Annotated in this window: 21 protein-coding genes; 8 read left to right on the forward strand and 13 right to left on the reverse strand. The window is 62.7% G+C overall.

The features are described 5' to 3' along the window. Positions 1-13: 13 nt before the first annotated feature. Positions 14-910: an SDR family oxidoreductase gene (locus tag ACFFNA_RS08665; protein ID WP_378917411.1), complete on the forward strand. Its 897-nt coding sequence runs from the start codon at positions 14-16 to the stop codon at positions 908-910. A 36-nt stretch (positions 911-946) separates the two neighbouring features. Here ACFFNA_RS08665 and ACFFNA_RS08670 read toward each other — a convergent pair whose 3' ends face one another. The 8 genes from ACFFNA_RS08670 to ACFFNA_RS08705 all read right to left on the reverse strand — a co-directional run bounded on the left by ACFFNA_RS08670 (position 947) and on the right by ACFFNA_RS08705 (position 7,354). Then, positions 947-1,882, reverse strand: coding sequence for a ribose-phosphate pyrophosphokinase (locus ACFFNA_RS08670; protein WP_019860650.1), 936 nt, complete (start codon positions 1,880-1,882; stop codon positions 947-949). A gap of 155 nt (positions 1,883-2,037) precedes the next feature. Beyond that, on the reverse strand, positions 2,038-2,652 hold the full coding sequence (locus ACFFNA_RS08675) for a hypothetical protein (protein ID WP_111542884.1): 615 nt from the start codon (positions 2,650-2,652) through the stop codon (positions 2,038-2,040). Between the two features lie 43 nt (positions 2,653-2,695). Beyond that, positions 2,696-3,847: a M24 family metallopeptidase gene (locus tag ACFFNA_RS08680; protein ID WP_378917414.1), complete on the reverse strand. Its 1,152-nt coding sequence runs from the start codon at positions 3,845-3,847 to the stop codon at positions 2,696-2,698. After that, a complete protein-coding gene (pgeF, locus tag ACFFNA_RS08685; RefSeq protein WP_378917416.1) occupies positions 3,847-4,641 on the reverse strand; it encodes a peptidoglycan editing factor PgeF in 795 nt (264 codons plus the stop codon). Before pgeF ends, ACFFNA_RS08680 begins: the two co-directional genes overlap by 1 nt. Before the next feature lie 133 nt (positions 4,642-4,774). Then, positions 4,775-5,863, reverse strand: coding sequence for a class I SAM-dependent methyltransferase (locus ACFFNA_RS08690; protein WP_378917418.1), 1,089 nt, complete (start codon positions 5,861-5,863; stop codon positions 4,775-4,777). Continuing rightward, positions 5,860-6,714 (reverse strand): prolipoprotein diacylglyceryl transferase, encoded by an 855-nt coding sequence (lgt, locus tag ACFFNA_RS08695; protein ID WP_378917420.1) that lies wholly within the window; start codon positions 6,712-6,714, stop codon positions 5,860-5,862. Before lgt ends, ACFFNA_RS08690 begins: the two co-directional genes overlap by 4 nt. 81 nt (positions 6,715-6,795) lie before the next feature. Beyond that, complete coding sequence (locus tag ACFFNA_RS08700; protein WP_378917705.1) at positions 6,796-7,122, reverse strand: type II toxin-antitoxin system RelE/ParE family toxin; 327 nt, start codon at positions 7,120-7,122, stop codon at positions 6,796-6,798. Next, on the reverse strand, positions 7,094-7,354 hold the full coding sequence (locus ACFFNA_RS08705) for a type II toxin-antitoxin system ParD family antitoxin (RefSeq protein ID WP_378917422.1): 261 nt from the start codon (positions 7,352-7,354) through the stop codon (positions 7,094-7,096). The genes ACFFNA_RS08700 and ACFFNA_RS08705 overlap by 29 nt, the downstream gene beginning before the upstream one ends. Before the next feature lie 164 nt (positions 7,355-7,518). Here ACFFNA_RS08705 and ACFFNA_RS08710 point away from each other — a divergent pair, with 164 nt between their 5' ends. The 3 genes from ACFFNA_RS08710 (at position 7,519) to ACFFNA_RS08720 (ending at position 9,031) form a co-directional block, all read left to right on the forward strand. Further along, a complete protein-coding gene (locus ACFFNA_RS08710; RefSeq protein WP_378917424.1) occupies positions 7,519-7,821 on the forward strand; it encodes an accessory factor UbiK family protein in 303 nt (100 codons plus the stop codon). Positions 7,822-8,144: 323 nt separating this feature from the next. Then, positions 8,145-8,645: a type III secretion system chaperone family protein gene (locus ACFFNA_RS08715; protein WP_006202532.1), complete on the forward strand. Its 501-nt coding sequence runs from the start codon at positions 8,145-8,147 to the stop codon at positions 8,643-8,645. A gap of 26 nt (positions 8,646-8,671) precedes the next feature. After that, entirely contained in the window at positions 8,672-9,031 is a 360-nt protein-coding gene (locus ACFFNA_RS08720; RefSeq protein ID WP_111542890.1) for a tRNA-binding protein, read from the forward strand. Between the two features lie 196 nt (positions 9,032-9,227). On the opposite strand, the gene ACFFNA_RS08725 is transcribed toward ACFFNA_RS08720, so the two are convergent. Next, a complete protein-coding gene (locus ACFFNA_RS08725; protein WP_245445667.1) occupies positions 9,228-10,115 on the reverse strand; it encodes a hypothetical protein in 888 nt (295 codons plus the stop codon). Here ACFFNA_RS08725 and ACFFNA_RS08730 point away from each other — a divergent pair. Continuing rightward, positions 10,108-10,425 carry a hypothetical protein gene (locus ACFFNA_RS08730; RefSeq protein WP_378917428.1) on the forward strand — a complete coding sequence of 106 codons (318 nt, stop codon included), beginning with the start codon at positions 10,108-10,110 and terminating at the stop codon, positions 10,423-10,425. The two genes, ACFFNA_RS08725 and ACFFNA_RS08730, sit on opposite strands and share 8 nt — an antisense overlap. 158 nt (positions 10,426-10,583) lie before the next feature. Here ACFFNA_RS08730 and ACFFNA_RS08735 read toward each other — a convergent pair whose 3' ends face one another. The 4 genes from ACFFNA_RS08735 to ACFFNA_RS08750 all read right to left on the reverse strand — a co-directional run bounded on the left by ACFFNA_RS08735 (position 10,584) and on the right by ACFFNA_RS08750 (position 14,516). After that, positions 10,584-11,606 (reverse strand): glycosyltransferase family 4 protein, encoded by a 1,023-nt coding sequence (locus tag ACFFNA_RS08735; RefSeq protein ID WP_378917430.1) that lies wholly within the window; start codon positions 11,604-11,606, stop codon positions 10,584-10,586. Positions 11,607-11,814: 208 nt separating this feature from the next. Then, positions 11,815-13,227 carry an ATP-binding protein gene (locus ACFFNA_RS08740; protein WP_378917432.1) on the reverse strand — a complete coding sequence of 471 codons (1,413 nt, stop codon included), beginning with the start codon at positions 13,225-13,227 and terminating at the stop codon, positions 11,815-11,817. Positions 13,228-13,276: 49 nt separating this feature from the next. After that, positions 13,277-13,996, reverse strand: a complete 720-nt coding sequence (locus ACFFNA_RS08745) for a response regulator (protein WP_111542894.1) — start codon at positions 13,994-13,996, stop codon at positions 13,277-13,279. Continuing rightward, the gene (locus ACFFNA_RS08750; RefSeq protein WP_167392346.1) at positions 13,983-14,516 is read right to left on the reverse strand and encodes a MarR family winged helix-turn-helix transcriptional regulator; all 534 of its coding nucleotides are present in this window, start codon (positions 14,514-14,516) and stop codon (positions 13,983-13,985) included. Before ACFFNA_RS08750 ends, ACFFNA_RS08745 begins: the two co-directional genes overlap by 14 nt. Before the next feature lie 248 nt (positions 14,517-14,764). Between ACFFNA_RS08750 and ACFFNA_RS08755 the strand changes: the two genes are divergently transcribed. The 3 genes from ACFFNA_RS08755 to ACFFNA_RS08765 all read left to right on the forward strand — a co-directional run bounded on the left by ACFFNA_RS08755 (position 14,765) and on the right by ACFFNA_RS08765 (position 16,980). Beyond that, a complete protein-coding gene (locus tag ACFFNA_RS08755; RefSeq protein WP_378917434.1) occupies positions 14,765-15,658 on the forward strand; it encodes a branched-chain amino acid aminotransferase in 894 nt (297 codons plus the stop codon). A gap of 145 nt (positions 15,659-15,803) precedes the next feature. Then, positions 15,804-16,121, forward strand: coding sequence for a hypothetical protein (locus ACFFNA_RS08760; RefSeq protein ID WP_111542897.1), 318 nt, complete (start codon positions 15,804-15,806; stop codon positions 16,119-16,121). Between the two features lie 220 nt (positions 16,122-16,341). Next, a complete protein-coding gene (locus ACFFNA_RS08765) occupies positions 16,342-16,980 on the forward strand; it encodes an MBL fold metallo-hydrolase (protein ID WP_378917436.1) in 639 nt (212 codons plus the stop codon). The last annotated feature ends 165 nt before the right edge of the window (positions 16,981-17,145 follow it).

The raw sequence follows: 17,145 nt of genomic DNA on the forward strand, positions 1-17,145 counted from the left end.
AGGAGAAATCGCGATGCGTGTATTTGTGACCGGTGCCACCGGCTTTGTCGGTTCGGCGGCTGTGCGGGAGCTCATTGGAGCGGGCCATCAGGTGCTCGGTCTTGCTCGTTCGGATGCCGGCGCCAGGTCGATCGTCGCTGCAGGCGCCGAGGCACATCGCGGCGATATCGAGGATTTGGAAAGCCTGCGCAGCGGTGCGGCCCAATCGGATGGTGTGATCCATACCGCCTTCAATCATGACTTCTCGAAATTCGCGGCGAATTGCGAGACGGACCGACGCGCCATCGAAGCGCTCGGCGCGGAGCTCGAAGGCTCCGAGCGGCCCTTGCTGGTCACCTCCGGGCTGGCGCTGCTGACGCCGGCCGGCCGCATGGCGAGCGAGGACGACGCGCCTGTTCCTCCGTCAGCCTCCTACCCCCGCTCGTCGGAAGTGACGGCCGAAGCGCTAGCGGTGCGCGGGGTGCGTGCCTCGGCGGTTCGTCTGTCACCCTCGGTCCACGGTGACGGCGATCACGGCTTCGTTCCCATGCTGATCGGTATCGCGCGTCAAAAGGGCGTTTCGGCCTATATTGGCGACGGGGTGAACCGCTGGCCGGCGGTGCACCGGCTCGACGCCGCCAGGCTCTTCAGGCTGGCGCTTGAGAAGGGGGCCGGCGGAGGCCGATATCACGGCGTCGCCGACCAGGGCGTGCCGACGCGGGAGATCGCCGAGATCATTGGCCGCCGCCTGAATCTGCCGGTGGTGTCCAAAACCCGCGAGGAAGCAGCCGACCATTTCGGCTTCCTCAGCCACTTCTTTGGTCTCGACTGGCCGACGTCGAGTGAACAGACAAGACAGGTGCTGGGATGGCAGCCGAAGCAGCCGGGGTTGATTGCCGACCTCGACCGCCCCAGCTATTTCGAAGGTTGAGGCGGTTCGAGGCGAACGTGCCGCTCGCGGCTTGTTCTAGTCGAACAGGCTCGATACTGATTCCTCGGTCGCCGTGCGCGAAATGGCTTCGCCCATCAGGTCGGCGATCGAGATGACGCGGATGTTGGGAGCGTCGAGCACGCCTTGGGTCGGCTGGATGGAATCGGTGATCACCAGTTCCTGCAGCTTCGAGCCGCTGATGCGAGCGACGGCGCCGCCCGACAGGACACCGTGGGTGATGTAGGCGGTGACGCTGGTGGCGCCGTTGGCCAGCAGCGCATCGGCGGCATTGCACAGCGTGCCGCCGGAATCGACGATGTCGTCGATCAGCAGGCAATCCTTGCCGGCGACGGCGCCGATGATGTTCATGACTTCCGATTCGCCCGGACGCTCGCGGCGCTTGTCGACGATGGCCAGCTGGGCGTCGAAGCGCTTGGCCAGCGCACGAGCGCGCACCACGCCGCCGATGTCGGGCGATACCACCACGACATTGCCGAGCTGCTTGTATTTCGCCTTCACGTCGCGGGCCATAACCGGCACCGAAAACAGATTGTCGGTCGGGATGTCGAAAAAGCCCTGGATCTGGCCAGCATGCAGGTCGAGCGTCAAAACGCGGTCGACGCCGGCGCGGGTGATCATGTTGGCGACCAACTTGGCCGAGATCGGTGTGCGGCCGGAGGCGCGGCGGTCCTGCCTGGCGTAGCCGAAATAGGGAATCACCGCCGTGATGCGCTTGGCCGACGAGCGCATGAAGGCATCGATCATGATGAGCAGTTCCATCAGGTGATCGTTGGTCGGGAATGATGTCGACTGCAGGATGAAGACATCCTCGCCGCGCACATTTTCCTGGATTTCGACGAAGATTTCCTGGTCGGCGAAGCGCCTGACACTGGCCTTGCCCAGCGGGATGTTGAGATAGCGGGCGACCGCTTCGGCCAGCACCCTGTTGGAATTGCCCGCGAAGAGTTTCATGCACCGTTCCTGGTGGAGGATAGAGAGGCCAGACAGACTCTCCTGCGCCCTTTAACCGGGCTTTTAGCGGCCCGCGCCGGTATTGCAAGCGCCGAGATCGGGAATCCGCCGGCTAATCTCAAGAAAGCCTCGCGCCATCGCCAGCGAGCAACACCTCAGCCCGCCTTGCCGCCAAGCCACGCCGCGAACTGATCGATGGTCTGGTCGGCGATTGCCTGCATGGTGGCCGGCGAGACCGCCTTCCAGCTGTCGCCGCCATTGACCGACGGCGCCTTCAGCTGGCCGTTGATGCGGTGCAGCCGGTTGCCGGCCGGGTCGTAGACATCCCAGACATAGATGACGGTGGTGTCCTTGCCTTCCGACATCGCCGAGAAATAACCCTTGAGCACATGGGTCGCGGTCTGGTCGGCGCTGCCGGCAAGCGTGATGCCGCGCTGCCTGGCGCGCGTCTGCAGTTCCGCCGTCAGCGGCGTCGCGGCTTCCACCGAAGCACCGACGATCGGCGCGATCTGCAAACGGGTCTTCGACAGGATGGCAGCGCTTTGGGCTGGCGTGACCGGAGTGGTGGCGGTTGCGGGAGCGCTCGTAATGGTCGTGGCGGGGTCGGCGGGCGACGGGGCAGGGACGGCGCCCTGGGTGGCTGGCGTCGACGGCGTCGAGGTCGCCGGCGGGGTGATCGCAGACGGTTCGAGAACGTCCTTTGCATTGGTGCAGGCGGCAAGAGCCAATGCCACAAGCAATGACACGGTCGTCACATGCGATCGTCTCATTTGCCTTCTAACTCCTTGGCGAAGAACGCCTCCCATTGTGGATTCACTGTACGATCAAGTCGAGATCATGGCGGGATAGCGGCTTCGGCTGGGATTCGGTGGTCAGGTAGGTGCGGCCAAGCGTCATTGCCGTCTCGGTGTCGGAATCCATGATGATCATGTGGGCGAACAGCGTCATGTTCGGCGCAATGGGCTCGGGATTACCCTGATAGAACATCGGCATGTCCATCCAGGACGGCGTGAAGCGGGCGCCGACCGAATAGCCACAAGCGTTCAGCCGGTGCTTGGTCAGGCCGTGTGCCTCCATGGTGCGGGCATGGGCGTCGAACACGTCGCCAAAGCTGTTGCCCGGCGTCATTGCCTTCTCGACGGCCAGAAGTGCTGCGCGGGCGGCGTCGAACAGCTCCTGATGGCGCTTCGAGACCTTGCCGGTGAGCACCGTGCGCATCATCGGTGCATGGTAGTGGTTGAAGACGCCGGCCCATTCGAGCGTCAGCTGGTCGTTCTTAGTGAGCTTGCGTCGGCCGGACTTGTAGCGGCACAGCAGCGCATCGACGCCGGAGCCGATGATGAACTCGTTGGCCGGATAGTCGCCGCCGCCGGCAAAGATCGCGCCCTGCATGGCTGCCAGGATCAGCGCTTCGTCGCCGCCTTGCTTGATCAGCGGCAAGGCCGCGTCGAGCGCGTCGTCGGAGAGATTGGCGGCCTTCTCGGCCCTGGCGATTTCGGCCGGGCTCTTGAACAGGCGCAGCCGGCCGACGATGCCGGACGCGTCGGCGATCTGGCCAAAGGTCTGCAGCTGTTCGTCCAGCCGCCGGCCATTGTAGGCGGTCAGCCCGTGGGTGTCGTATTCGACGCCGATGCGGGCGCCGAGCAGGTCGAGCTCGTTGAGCAGGTTGCGCAGGTCGACCGCCGGATTGGCGCCATTGCGGTCGGTCCACAAGACGATGTCGTCGATGATCGAGGTCTGGCGCGCCTGGCGCAGGTCGGCCGAGCGGGTCAACAGCACCATCGAACCGTCGGCCTTCACCACCAGGCACTGGAAGAAGCAGAAGCCGAACGTGTCGTAGCCGGTCAGCCAGTACATGCTTTCCTGCGCGAACAGCAGGATGGCGTCGAGCTTCTTCTCGGCCATCTCGATCATCAGCCGGTCGCGCCGCGCATCAAATTCCGAACGTTCAAAATGCAGCGCCATTATTGCCTCTCCAAAACAATTGCCGAAACTTGCCGGCCGTAATCAGGCTCCTTGCGGTGCGTGGTGCGCCGGTAGGAGTAAAACAGATCTTCCTCGGCATAGGTGCAGCGGCCGAGGCCCTCGGCCGTCACGCCGGCCTTGGCCAGCCGGTCGACCGTGTAGCGGTTGAGGTCGAACATCGCATGGCCGGCGTTGGCGGAGGGGGCGAAATAGCGGATGTTTTCAGCGTCGGCCTCGACGAAGCGGGCGACGAATTCCGGCCCGACCTCATAGTTTTCAGGGCCGATCGAGGGGCCGAGCACGGCAACGATGTTTTCGCGGCTGGCGCCAAGGCCTTCCATGGCGAGGATGGTGTTTTCCAGCACGCCGGTGAAGGCGCCTTTCCAGCCGGCGTGTGCGGCACCGATGATGCGCGCCTGCGCATCCGCGAACAGCACCGGGCCGCAATCGGCGGTCGAGGCGCCGATGGCGATGCCCGGCCGGTCGGTGACGATGGCATCAGCCTTTGGCCGCTCGCCGGCAAAGGGTTCGCTCACGATGGTGACATCGGGCGAATGGATCTGCCAGGCGGTCAGCAGATGGCTTGCCGGCACGCCCATCCAGGCAGCGACGCGGCTGCGGTTCTCGGCGACCAGCGCCTGGTCGTCATTCGATCCGGTGCCGATGTTGAGGCCCTGGTAGATGCCGCTGGAAACTCCGCCAACGCGGGTGAAATAGCCGTGGCGGATGCCTTGCGCCTGCGCCTTGTCCAGCAGGGGCGACCGAACGGGATCCGGTTTGGTCTGATTCAGCATGCGGGCGTTGTTGTCCGTGTGGGCGGTTTCGTCAAGAAGAAGTGCTTTGTCGACAAGAAGGCGGGGCAGAGTTCGGCCGGCGGTCCGAACGCTCCTTGCCGGACGGGAGATTGGGAGGGGCAGCAGTGAAAAGTCAATCCGCCGTGGCAAAAGGCCGGACGGCCACGCCGCGCGGCAGCACGGCAAGCACCTTGAACAACCCGCCCATGGCTTGCGCGCCGGCGAGACGCTCGACATCGTCGGCGATCTTGTCGCGCACCGCCTGGTCGGCATCGGCGCCGAGCCGGCCGGCACGCTCGAGAATGCCCATGTCGAGAAGGAAGTCGCCCTGCGTCGACAGATGGGCGTCGAGGCCATGCGCGCGAACGGTTGCGGCAAGGGCGGCGAAATCGACATGGGTCGTCAGGTCGGCCTCGCCGGGATTGGCCAGCACATCTTCGTGATCGTGCCTGCGCAAGGCCTGCAGCGTGTCGCCAACACCTGGCTGGAGATGGCCGTAGTCGATGAACAGGCCGGCGCCGCCATGCCTGGCTATGCGTTCGGCAATCGCCGCCATCAGGGCTGCTCGTGCCGGCGCGACCTCGACGATCGCACCCTGCGGTGCGTCGGTGGCGTCATCAGGCAGCAGCGTCGGGTCGACCGAACCGGCGCCGGCGAAGAAGCGCAGCTCGTTGGTCTCGTCAAGGCCGACCATGCGCTCGCGCCAGCCGGCGCCGGCGCGGACGAACTGGCGGATGGGCACAGCGTCGAACAATTCGTTGCCGACGATGAAAAGCGGCTGCCGCGGCAGTGTGTCGATGGTTTCGTGCCAACCGATCGCCAAGGGCGTCGCGCCAAGCGTCTGCTGCTGGACCTGTGTCAGGCGTGGGCTGGTCTCGATCATGGCGAAGGTGGCGCCATTGGCCAGATCAGGATCAAGCCGCGACAGCGTGCGCAGCATGTCCTTCATCAGCGTGCCGCGGCCGGGACCGATCTCGGCGATGGTGGCCGGCAGCGGCTGGTCGCCTGCCAGCCAGGCCTGGTAGAGCCAGACGGCGACGAGTTCGCCGAACATCTGGCTGATCTCGGGCGCAGTGATGAAGTCGCCGGCCGCGCCGAAGGGCTCACGCGTCGTGTAGTAGCCGTCCTCGGGGTCGAACAGACACAGCGCCATGTATTCGTTGACCGGAAGCGGGCCCAACGCCTCGATCAGGTCGACGATACGGGTCTTCAGTCGTGTCATGCCGGCTGCGATTGTGGCACCGGTTTGGCGGTCATCATCGCCCAGATGCCGGCCAGCACCATCGGCGACGACAGGATCATGCCCATGGTCAACCAGTTGGTGCCGAGGAGATAGCCGAGCTGCTGGTCGGGCTCGCGGAAGAACTCGACGAAGATGCGCGACAGGCCATAGCCGCAGATGAAGGCGCCGCCGACGAAGCGCGGCGTCTTCAGCTTGAGGCGCGAATGGGTGAGAATGCGCAGGACCAGAAACAGCACCAAACCTTCGAGCAGGGCCTCGTAGAGCTGGCTCGGATGGCGGGCAAACGGCCCGCCATTGGGGAACTCGATCGCCCACGGCACATCGGTGGGGCGCCCCCAGAGCTCGGAATTGATGAAGTTGGCGACGCGCACCAGGCCGAGGCCGACCGGCACGCCGGCGGCCACAACGTCGAACAGCGACCAGGTGCGGATGCCGCGCTTGATGGAAAACAGCGTCATGGCGAGGATGACGCCGAGCAGGCCGCCATGGAACGACATGCCGCCTTGCCAGACCGCGAAGATATCGAGCGGGTGGGCGATATAGCGCGGCAGGTCGTAAAACAGCACGTAGCCGGTGCGGCCGCCAAGCACGACGCCGATGGCCGCCCAGACGATGAAATCGTCGAGGTCCTCCGGCTTCATCGGCAGGACGCCGTTCGGCCACAGCGTCGTATTTGCGGCAAGCCGCTTGGCGTACCACCAGGCAAACAGGATGCCGACGATGTAGCCGACGCCGTACCAATGCACCGCCAGCGGCCCGATCTGGATGAGGATCGGGTTGATGTTGGGAAAGGGCAAGGAGGCCAGCGGCAGCAGGAAATAGTCGTTCAACGGGGAACTCTCGGTTGCGATCGCGTTTGGGCGCGGACCATGCGGCAGGGTTTTGGCAGGGTCAAGGCAAGGCGGTTGCCGTCAGTCGTCGGGAAACAGGATCGTTCCAATATCCATTGCACCGTGCAGGACGTGCAATATTTCCACGGTGTCAGCTCTAACGCGATAGAAAATCAGATAATTGCCGTGGACGAGCCGACGAATGCCTGAGGATCGATGCCGCTCAAAGAGCGGATACCGCTCCGGCATGGTGCGCAATTCCATGCAATCGTGGTGCAATTCCTGAATGAATGTCACGGCGCGAAACGGATTGTGTCGCGCGATGTAGTCACCAATGGCTGCAAGGTCTGCTTCAGCCCGACGGGTGAAGACAGCCGCTTCACCCGTTCTTCTTTGCCATTGCCTTATATTTGGCCTCGAGCCTGTCCAGCACCTCGTCGCCGGGCTTCACCCGACCGGCGTCGGCATCGGAAATGCCTTCTGCGAGGGCAGCGTCGAGGGCGGCAAGGCGCTTCTCCCGCTCTTCGACGAGGCGAACGCCCTCACGCAGCACTTCGCTCTTCGAATTGTAGCGACCGGTGCTGACAAGCTGGTTTACGATATCTTCGAGACGGCTACCCAGATCTGCACTAATGGCCATGACGGTCTCTCCTGCAAAACCATCCTAGAACAATAATAGTTATTGATCACGCTTGCCAGGGATTTTGGTTAGGACGCACCCGACTTGATGCCGCAGCAGGCTTCAACGTTCTTGCATTCTGCGCACAGCACCACTACGTCAAATTGTCCAAGCGAGGATTTGCCATGTCGACCGGACCGAACCGCATTCTCGATGAATTCGCCAAGCTGATGACCGATGCCGCCGGCGCCGCCCAAGGCGTGCGCCGCGAGGTCGAGACCGCCTTCAAGGGCCAGGCCGAACGCATCCTCAACACCATGGACGTGGTGCAGCGCGAAGAGTTCGAAGCCGCGCGCGAGATGGCCGCCAAGGCCCGGGAAGAAAACACCCGCCTTGCCGAACGTATCGAGGCGCTCGAGGCGAAGCTTGCCGAAATGACCGGACAGGCCGCACCGGCGGCGACGGCAAAGCCCCGCGCAAAAAAATAATCATTAAACTTTTCCACATAGCCCGATCCTGAAAAGCGCTTTGCCGTGAATCGCTTAACAGCGTTGCATGAATCTTTGTGACAGCGGCTTTCCACATGCGAATGACGCAGTGCGAAAAATTGGGCTGTTCACGCGACTCCCGATCAATAGACTGAATTTGTTGCATGATTCGGAGCAGGGTCATGTGGCCGGGCGGTGGGGTCCGGTCTGGGGTCTTTGTGTCGAGAAGTCCTGGCCGTCCGAGTTCTAGACAAGATTGTTCGTTGTGTGTGCCCTCCCGCGGAGCGTGTGGCGGCGCTCCTCAGAACGACAGGAAGCATTCCATGGAACTTCTCGAACTCGAATTCTCCCGCGAAATCCATCCGGTGGATGTTATCGAGCAGGTGGCCCACAACAACGACTGGTCCTTTGAGCGGGCAGGTGATGACGAGATCTCGATCTCGGTTGCCGGCAGCTGGACCGACTATCACGTCTCCTTCTCGTGGATGGAGGATTTCGAGGCGCTGCACCTGGCCTGCGCCTTCGACATCAAGGTGCCGGAGGCCCGCGCGCTGGAAGTGATGCGGCTGCTTTCGCTGATCAACGAGCAGATGCTGTTCGGCCATTTCGACCTCTGGGAGCAGGAGGGCGCGATCATGTTCCGCCAATCGCTGCTGCTGGCCGGTGGGGTCGAGCCGTCGAGCCAGCAGGTCGAAGTGTTGCTTTCGTCGGCGCTGGAAGCCTGCGAATGCTATTTCCAGGCCTTCCAGTTCGTCGTCTGGTCGGGAACCTCGGCCAAGGACGCGCTGGCCGGCGTGCTGTTCGAGACCTACGGCAACGCCTGAGTCACGGTAAGGCAAACAAGACAGAGATGAGTTCGAGCCGCGAGCGCAAGCCCGAGATCAGTTTTGCCGACTTCGATCGTGTCGACATCCGCGCCGGCACGATCGTCGAGGCCGAACCGTTTCCCGAGGCGCGCAAGCCGGCGTTCAAGCTGAAGATCGATTTCGGTGCCGACATCGGCATCAAGAAATCCTCGGCGCAGATCACCAAATACTATGTGCCCGAGACGCTGATCGGCCGACAGGTGTTCGCGGTGGTCAATTTCCCGCCGCGCCAGATCGGCCCGTTCATGTCGGAAGTGCTGACTCTCGGCTTTCCCGACGAGGAGGGCGCCGTGGTGCTCGGCGCCATCGAGCGGAAGGTGCCCGACGGGGGTCGGCTGTTTTAAATTGACGAGCGGGCTTCCTTCATCCGCATTGGTCTCCATCCCAGCCAGCAGATTGATCAAAATCGACCTGATTTTGGATCCCCTCCGGTTCCGTCATCTCCTGGCTCGATCTTTTCTTGCCAGATGCAACTTGGCCCGGCGTGCTCAAAAGAACCTCGCCGAGCTCAGCACGGCCAGGAAACCCCGGCAGCCGCCATCATGGTGCCGCAGCCGGCCGAATTGAAGCGATACCTGGGGGCCGAAACGCGCCGAGAATGGTTCCGACCGTTGCAGCTGAGAGCACGAGATGCAGGACGTCGAACGGCCATGCGAGTCCGAAATGCATCAGCATAAGGTTTAAGAAGGAAGGTGACGCACCATCCGCGGGAATTAGGATCAAGCCTCCGGCCAGGACCAGCCCATATTTGAGTATGGCGACTATTGCGAGAACGATGAACATTATGGCGACGAAACGCAGATGATTGCCGTCGAGCGCACGCCAGCATCCGATCGGATCAAACGATCCCGTCCAGAGGAAATCGCCGACAAAGAGATATGTCCAGACAAGTACGAAACCACCCGCGAACACGTTGAAGACTCCCATCGCCGACGTCCAAGGCGCGACGTCCTCAGGGCTGAGCGGTAGGTCACGTGTGGCCAGCAGGCCGGCAACAAGCAGTCTGTGCTCGCCGGCGACCGCAAAGCCGCAAAGAAGCTGGATGGCCGCGAGAAGCAACGCAGCCAGAAGAATCCGCTGGCCGAGCTCAAAGCGCAGGCCCGGGATCGCGAAGCGCTTAACACTTTCAATGCCGCGCCGAACAACGACACGGCCGTGCTCGGGCGCGTTTGCCATGCGGTCCAGAACGAACGCAAAGACCATCGCCGAAAACGGCGCGGCAACAATCGCGGAAAGCCAAGTCGTGGGATCAAAGCCTCGCGATAGAAGCCAGGTGGGCGCCTGCCCCGGATCGGCAAAAAGAATAAGAGCAAGCACCGCCAGACAGAGCGTCGTCAGAAAGCAGGGAAACCAGGCGGCCACGAAAAGTGGCCAGGCATTCGCACGGCAATAGTCGAACACCCTCGCAACGGTCTTGCTGATGCGCAAGACACGACGCTTCGGCGATACGGCAGGCAACTCCTCCAGCGTAGAAATCGGCGTCAATCCCGCAGTGAACTACACACGCAGAATAATGCACCGCAAGGAACTGTCGCACAAGCTCTCGCAAGGAGCGCGCTCGCAGGGGTCAAAGCTCGCCGGGGCAGGATCTCCGGTGCATCTCAACAACTTCACGCGGAAGACTTGTCCAAGGGCATTGGCAAGTTGTCGAAGTTCCGGATTTTCTGAGAGAAATGCACGAGTGGGCGGCATTGAAGAGGCCACACAACTGCCACCGATCCGCATCGCCGAGGGCTGACGCCAGTTTACAATACATCCAGCTGAGGCCGGTTTGCCATTGGCGGCCTCTTGCGCTTCCGCTGCTCACATACCCAGAAGTATGCTCCGCTCTGGTTCTCGGAGCCCACCATTCTCAACTCGGCCTGACCTGGATCCATTCTAAGCCCGCGATATTTCTTAGGCCGCCAGCTTCCGCGTCGTGCCAAGTGCTTCCTCGACCGTGTCGAGAAACATTTCGGCGCAGGCTTTCCAACTGTAGCGCATGGCGCGCTCGCGCGCCTCGGCGCGGTCGACGTTGAGGGCGGCGAGCGCCGCCTCGCGCAGGTCGGTCGACACCGCGCCGCCAAAGCCGTCGCCGACGATGTCGATCGGCCCTGTTACCGGATAGGCGGCGACCGGCGTGCCGCTGGCCAGCGCCTCGATGATGACGTTGCCGAACGTGTCGGTGCGGCTGGGGAAGACGAAGACGTCGGCCGAGGCGTAGATCTCAGCCAGTTCGTCATTGGGACGATGGCCGAGGAAATGCGCTTGCGGGTATTTCGCCTTCAGCTTGGCCAGTTCCGGACCCTCGCCGACGACCACCTTGCTGCCGGGCAGATCGAGGTCGAGAAAGGCCGAGAGGTTCTTTTCGATGGCGACACGGCCGACGCAGAGGAAGATCGGTCCCGGGAAGCCGAGATCCTTCTTTTTGTCCGGCCGGAAATGGTCGGTGTCGACGCCACGCGTCCAAGGCTTGAGCTTGTTGAAGCCACGCGCCGCAAGATCGTCGGCGAGCGACTGCGTGGCGACCAGCGTGCCCTGGCCGGAATTGTGGAAATCGCGCAGCCAGCGATAGGCCCAGCTTTCCGGCACCGGCAGGCGGGCGCTCAGATATTCGGGAAAGCGGGTGTGATAGCTGGTGGTGAACGGCCGGCCGGCATTGCGGCAATAGCGCCGCGCCATGATGCCCAGCGGTCCCTCGGTGACGATGTGGATGTGGTCCGCCTTGCCGGCTTCGATCAGGCGCGCGACATGGCCGGGCGTGGTCAGCGCCAGCCGGATGTCGGGGTAGGTCGGCAAGGGCAGCGTGCGAAAGATGTTGGGCGTCAGGAAATCCACCGCGACATCGAAGGATTTCAGCGTTTCGGTCAGCCGTTCCAGCGTGTGGACGACGCCATTGACCTGTGGGCGCCAGGCGTCGGTGACCATCAATATGCGCATGGCGGCCCTTTGCTCGAAAGGTCGACGGTTGCCTTGAGACGATGCCTAAGCGGCGACCAGCTTGCTGCTCTCGCTTCGCTCCGGCGCACCCGGGCGGGCACGGGATCGAAGTGAGGCGGCAAGGCCGAATCAATGGAGGTCGCGCGCTTCATGCGCGCTCTTCACCATGGTTTCATGACGGGCGGATGAAGCCCCTCTCGTCCGCCGATCAGGCCGGAACCTTAATGACGGCGCGCAGGCCACCGAGCGGGCTGTCATCGAGGGTGATGTCGCCGCCATGGCTGCGGGCGATATCGCGGGCAATCGACAGGCCGAGCCCGGTGCCGCTTGCATCGAGGTTGCGAGCCTCGTCGAGCCGCACGAAGGGCTTGAATACGTCTTCGCGCCTGTCGGCTGGAATACCCGGGCCGTCGTCGTCGATGGTGACCAGCAGCGAGCCGCGGCCATGGGTGGCGTTGACCTCCACCGTCTTGGCATAGCGGAAGGCGTTACCGATGACGTTGGACAGCAGCCGAGCAAAAGCGTTCGGCCGCACATGCACATCGCGGTCGCCCGTAAGCGTCGTCGACAGCTTGCGCTTGCGCAGTCCGGCTTCCTCGTCGAGCTTCTGGAAATAGGCCTCGAGATCGAACCGTCCGGCATCCTCGGAAGCCTCGCCACGGGCAAAGGCGAGGTAGCCTTCGAGCATAGACTGCATATCGTCGATGTCCTGGTCGAGCGCCGCCTTGGTCTCGGCCTTGCCGCCGGCCAGCGCCAGTTGCAGCTTGAAGCGGGTGAGAATGGTTCGCAGGTCATGGCTGACGCCGGTCAGCATGGCTGTGCGTTGCTCGATCTGGCGTTCGATGCGCTCGCGCATCTGGATGAAGGCAAAGCCGGCGCGGCGAACCTCCTCGGCCCCGCGCGGCCGGAAATCGCGCGGCATCGGCCGGCCCTTGCCGAAGCTCTCGGCGGCTTCGGCGAGCGTCAGGATGGGCCGGATCTGGTTGCGCAGGAAGGGGATGGCGATCATCAGGAGCACCAGCGAGGTGCCGACCATCCAGATCAGGAAGATGTGGGTGTTCGAGGCATAGGCCTGGCTGCGGCGCACGAAGACGCGCAGCACCCTGTTCTCAAGCTGGACGCGCACCTCGACGATGTTGGAATTGCCGACCGTGTCGATCCAGAACGGGCGGTTGATCTGGCGGGTGATTTCGGCCGAGAGAACGTCGTCGAGGATCGAGAAGAAGGGTTTGGGACCCGGCGCGGGCAGCGGGTCGGGCGGCAAGAGGTCGACCTTCAGCTGCATGCGGTCCTGGGCGATGCGGATGATGTTGGCGTAGTCGGTGTCGTGCGGATAGGTCTCGATCATGTCGATGATGGCGGCGATGTCGCGCACGGTGGCCTGCGACAGACGCTGCGTTACGGTTGCCCAATGGCGTTCCATGAAGACGAAGGCGACGACCGATTGCAGTAGGATCATCGGAGCGATGACGATGATCAGCGAGCGGGCATAGAGCCGCTTCGGCATATAGAGCGAAACAAGGCGCCAGAACCGGTTCCAGGCACGCGGCACCGCCTTCAGCGTGCGCGCGGCGCGTGCGCTCAAGCCATTGCCCGGCTGTTGCAGTTCCGTGGTTGCCATTCGCTCTTTTCGCTTGCCCGCAACCGTTCAGCCGGCCGCAGGCGGCATTCTATTCCACGCTGAGGCGATACCCAATACCGCGTACGGTCTGCAACCAGACCGGATTGGACGGATCGCGCTCGATCTTGCGGCGCAGCCGGTTGATCTGGACGTCGATGGTGCGCTCGCCGACTTCCGAATCGTCGCCGACAAGCTCGTGGCGGGGTATCGTCTCACCTGCCCGCGCGGCGAAGATCGCCAGGATCTCCTGCTCGCGGTCAGTCAGCTTCAGTGCCTCGCCGCCGCGCTTCAATTCGCGCCTGGCGATCTGGAACGTGTAGGGGCCGAAGACCAGCTGCTCGACCTTGGGCGTTGTCGTCGGGCCGCCGCGGCGCAGGATGTTGTTGATGCGCAGGATCAGCTCGCGCGGATCGAAAGGTTTCGGCAGATAGTCGTCTGCGCCGGCCTCGAGCCCGCTGATGCGGCTGTCGGTTTCCGACAGCGCCGTCAGCATCAGGATCGGCACGTTCTTTTCGGCGCGCAGCGACTTGGTCAGGTCGACGCCCGTTTCACCGGGCATCATCACGTCGAGGATCAGAAGATCGAAGTCGAGGCCGGCAAGCTTGCGCCTGGCTTCGCCGGCATTGCCGGCGACGGTGACGCGAAAGCCGTTTTCGGTCAGATACTGCTTGAGAAGATTGCGGATGCGGGTGTCGTCGTCGACGACAAGCAAGTGCGGCGCGTCGTCGTCCGGTGCGGCCGCGTGATCGACCCTTTCAGTGCTCTCCATGGCTTTTCCCTGACATTTTTGCGGACCCAACGTCGATCTGCGCTCTTAGTTCCGGATTGACCATCGCTTCGAGGAACCGTTCAACCAGGGTCCGTTCGGTTATCCCGGAATCTCCCAATGCAGCATGGATGCGGCGCGACTGTGGCCGCGCCAGCGCCAGCGCCAGCGCGCGGCCCTTGGCTGTCGGATAGAGCTCGCGCTGGCGGCGGTCGCGCGGACCTTGCAACTGCACAACATGATCGGTGTCGATCAATTGCTTGAGCACCCGCGCCAGGCTCTGTTTGGTGATCTTCAGCACGTCGAGCAGTTCGGCAACCGTCAGGCCCGGCCTGCGGTTGACGAAATGCAGCACCCGGTGGTGGGCGCGGCCGAAGCCGTAATCGGCCAGGATCTGATCCGGATCGGAGGTGAAGTCGCGATAGGCGAAGAAGAGCAGCTCGATGATGGCGAAGTCGATGCCGTCCTCGTCGGTGATCGCCGTCCTGATCGGTTTCCCGGCTGCGTGGCTTCGATCCGTCATCTTTTCTCCGCTTGAAAGAGAGATTATGTCAGTACTATTGACGTAATTTCCCTGCAATGGTAATTTTTGACAAGCTTTTGGGCGGATTGCGAACGAAAAGGCAAGAGAGGCCGGTTTTTCCGGAACTTCCTGAGTTTGCCAGAGCGCAATTATCCGCCTACGCTCCAGCATAAAGACCGCTTTGCGCGGCCGACACGAAACACACAACGATACAACACTATGCGGGCTGCCGCCCGCGGGAGGTTACCATGGCATCCGTTCCCTTCGATCAACTGGACGGCTTCATCTGGATGAATGGCGCGTTCGTCCAATGGGGTGACGCCAAGATCCACGTGCTGACCCATGGCCTGCACTACGCCAGCGCCGTCTTCGAGGGCGAGCGCGCCTATGGCGGCGAGATCTTTAAGCTTAACGAACACACCGAGCGCCTGCATGAATCGGCGCGCCTGCTTGGCTTCAAGATTCCCTATTCGGTGGCCGAGCTCAACGATGCTTCCACCACGCTTTTGAAGAAGCAGGGTTTCCAGGACGCCTATGTCCGGCCGATCGCCTGGCGTGGCAGCGAACAGATGGGCGTTTCGGCGCAGAACAACCGTATCAACTGCGCCATCGCCATCTGGCAGTGGCCGAGCTACTTCGATCCGGCGCAGAAGCTGAAGGGCATCCGCCTCGACGTTGCGGAATGGCGCCGGCCCGACCCGCGCACGGCGCCGTCCAAGTCGAAGGCCGCCGGCCTCTACATGATCTGCACCATGTCCAAGCACGCCGCCGAGGCCAAGGGCTATGCCGATGCCATGATGCTCGACTGGCGTGGCCAGGTTGCCGAAGCGACCGGCGCCAACATCTTCTTCGTCAAGGACGGTAAGATCCACACGCCCAAGCCCGATTGCTTCCTCGACGGCATCACCCGCCGCACGGTCATTGGCCTGGCCAAGGATCGCGGTCTGGAGGTAATCGAACGCGCCATCATGCCGGAAGAACTCGAGGGCTTCGAGCAGTGCTTCCTGACCGGGACCGCGGCGGAAGTGACGCCGGTTTCGGAGATCGGATCTTACCGATTCGAGGTCGGCGAAATCGCCAAGAACCTTATGAACGACTATTCTGCGGCGGTTCAGCCCAATCACGCGATCGCAGCAGAATAACGAAAGTCACAGCTTTTCCAGCAAGCAGGGGCGGTTTTAGGGCCGCCCCTTTTATTTAAGCGTTTCTGCATTTGACTTTCGTCCAATTCAGCGTCTCATGATGGTGTCGGCCCGGGAGGCTGGCAGCTATGGAGGGACTAATCATATGGACATGAACACGCTTCTTCCGATCATCATACAGGTGATTGCAGGTGTCATCGGTGGTCAGGCGGTCGGTGCGGCGCTCAAGACGGCGGCGATGGGTCAGCTTCCCAAAATCCTGGGTGGCGCCATTGGCGGCGTCGGCGGTGCGGCGATCCTCGGCAGCCTGCTTGGTGGTGGCGCGGTCGATCCGGCGGCTGCGGCAGCAGCAACGAGCGGTCTCGGCAGCGCGCTGAACCTCAACAACATCGTCGGCGGCGCCGGCGGCGGCGCGATCCTGACCGGCATTCTCGGCGCGGTCATGGGCGCCATGAAGAAGTAAGCCATTCGGTCTAGGCGTTTTGATTGGGCGGCTTCGGCCGCCCATTTCTTTTTTGAGCTACTGACTGTCGTCTTTTCGAGGAGTGGACGGCCTTCGCCCGCACTGTCTCTTAGTTGACGCAATTCCCTAAGGGAAAGCGCTACGCGCTTTTCCCGGGAAAACCGTTTCACACTTTTCCTGGAATTGCTCTACATCACGCTGGAATAGCGAAAGGACAATCATGGGTCAGCTCAATGCCGGCATCGTGCCGGTCACACCGTTCCAGCAGAATTGCACCATCCTGTTCGACATGGACGACAAGCATGGTGTCGTCGTCGATCCGGGCGGCGACATCGACAAGGTGCTGGCGGTGCTGAAGGACAATGCGATATCCGCCGGGGCGATCTGGCTAACGCATGGCCATATCGATCATGCCGGCGGCGCCATGGAGTTGAAGGAGGCGCTCGGCATCGACATCATCGGGCCGCATGAGGCCGACAAGTCGTTGCTCGACAATCTGGAAAACCAGGGCAGGCGTTACGGCATCGCCGGCGCGCGCAACTGTGTGCCCGACCGGTTCCTCACCGAAGGCGACACCGTGTCGTTCGGCTCGCATGTGTTCGAGGTGTTGCATTGCCCCGGCCACGCGCCTGGCCATGTCGTCTACTACAACCGCGCGGCCAAGTTCGCCCATGTCGGCGACGTGCTGTTTCGTGGCTCGGTCGGCCGCACCGACCTGTCGGGCGGCGACCACGCGGCGCTGATCGCCTCGATCAAGGATAAGCTCCTGCCGCTCGGCGACGACATCGGCTTTGTCTGCGGCCACGGTCCCGGCGGACGCTTCGGCGAGGAGCGCCGGACCAACCCCTTTCTGACTTAAGGGCGCCTGTGTTGCAGCCAATCCCTTCTCCCCGTGCTTCACGGGGAGAAGGTGCCGGCAGGCGGATGAGGGGTAGCGCCGACCTCAAGAGAAATCTTGGACGTCAAGCCCAACAACAAAAAGCGCTGGCCTCGCGGTCAGCGCTTTTTGTTTGGGGCAGGGAAG

The organism is Mesorhizobium kowhaii, assembly GCF_042431665.1.
GTDB lineage: Bacteria > Pseudomonadota > Alphaproteobacteria > Rhizobiales > Rhizobiaceae > Mesorhizobium > Mesorhizobium kowhaii.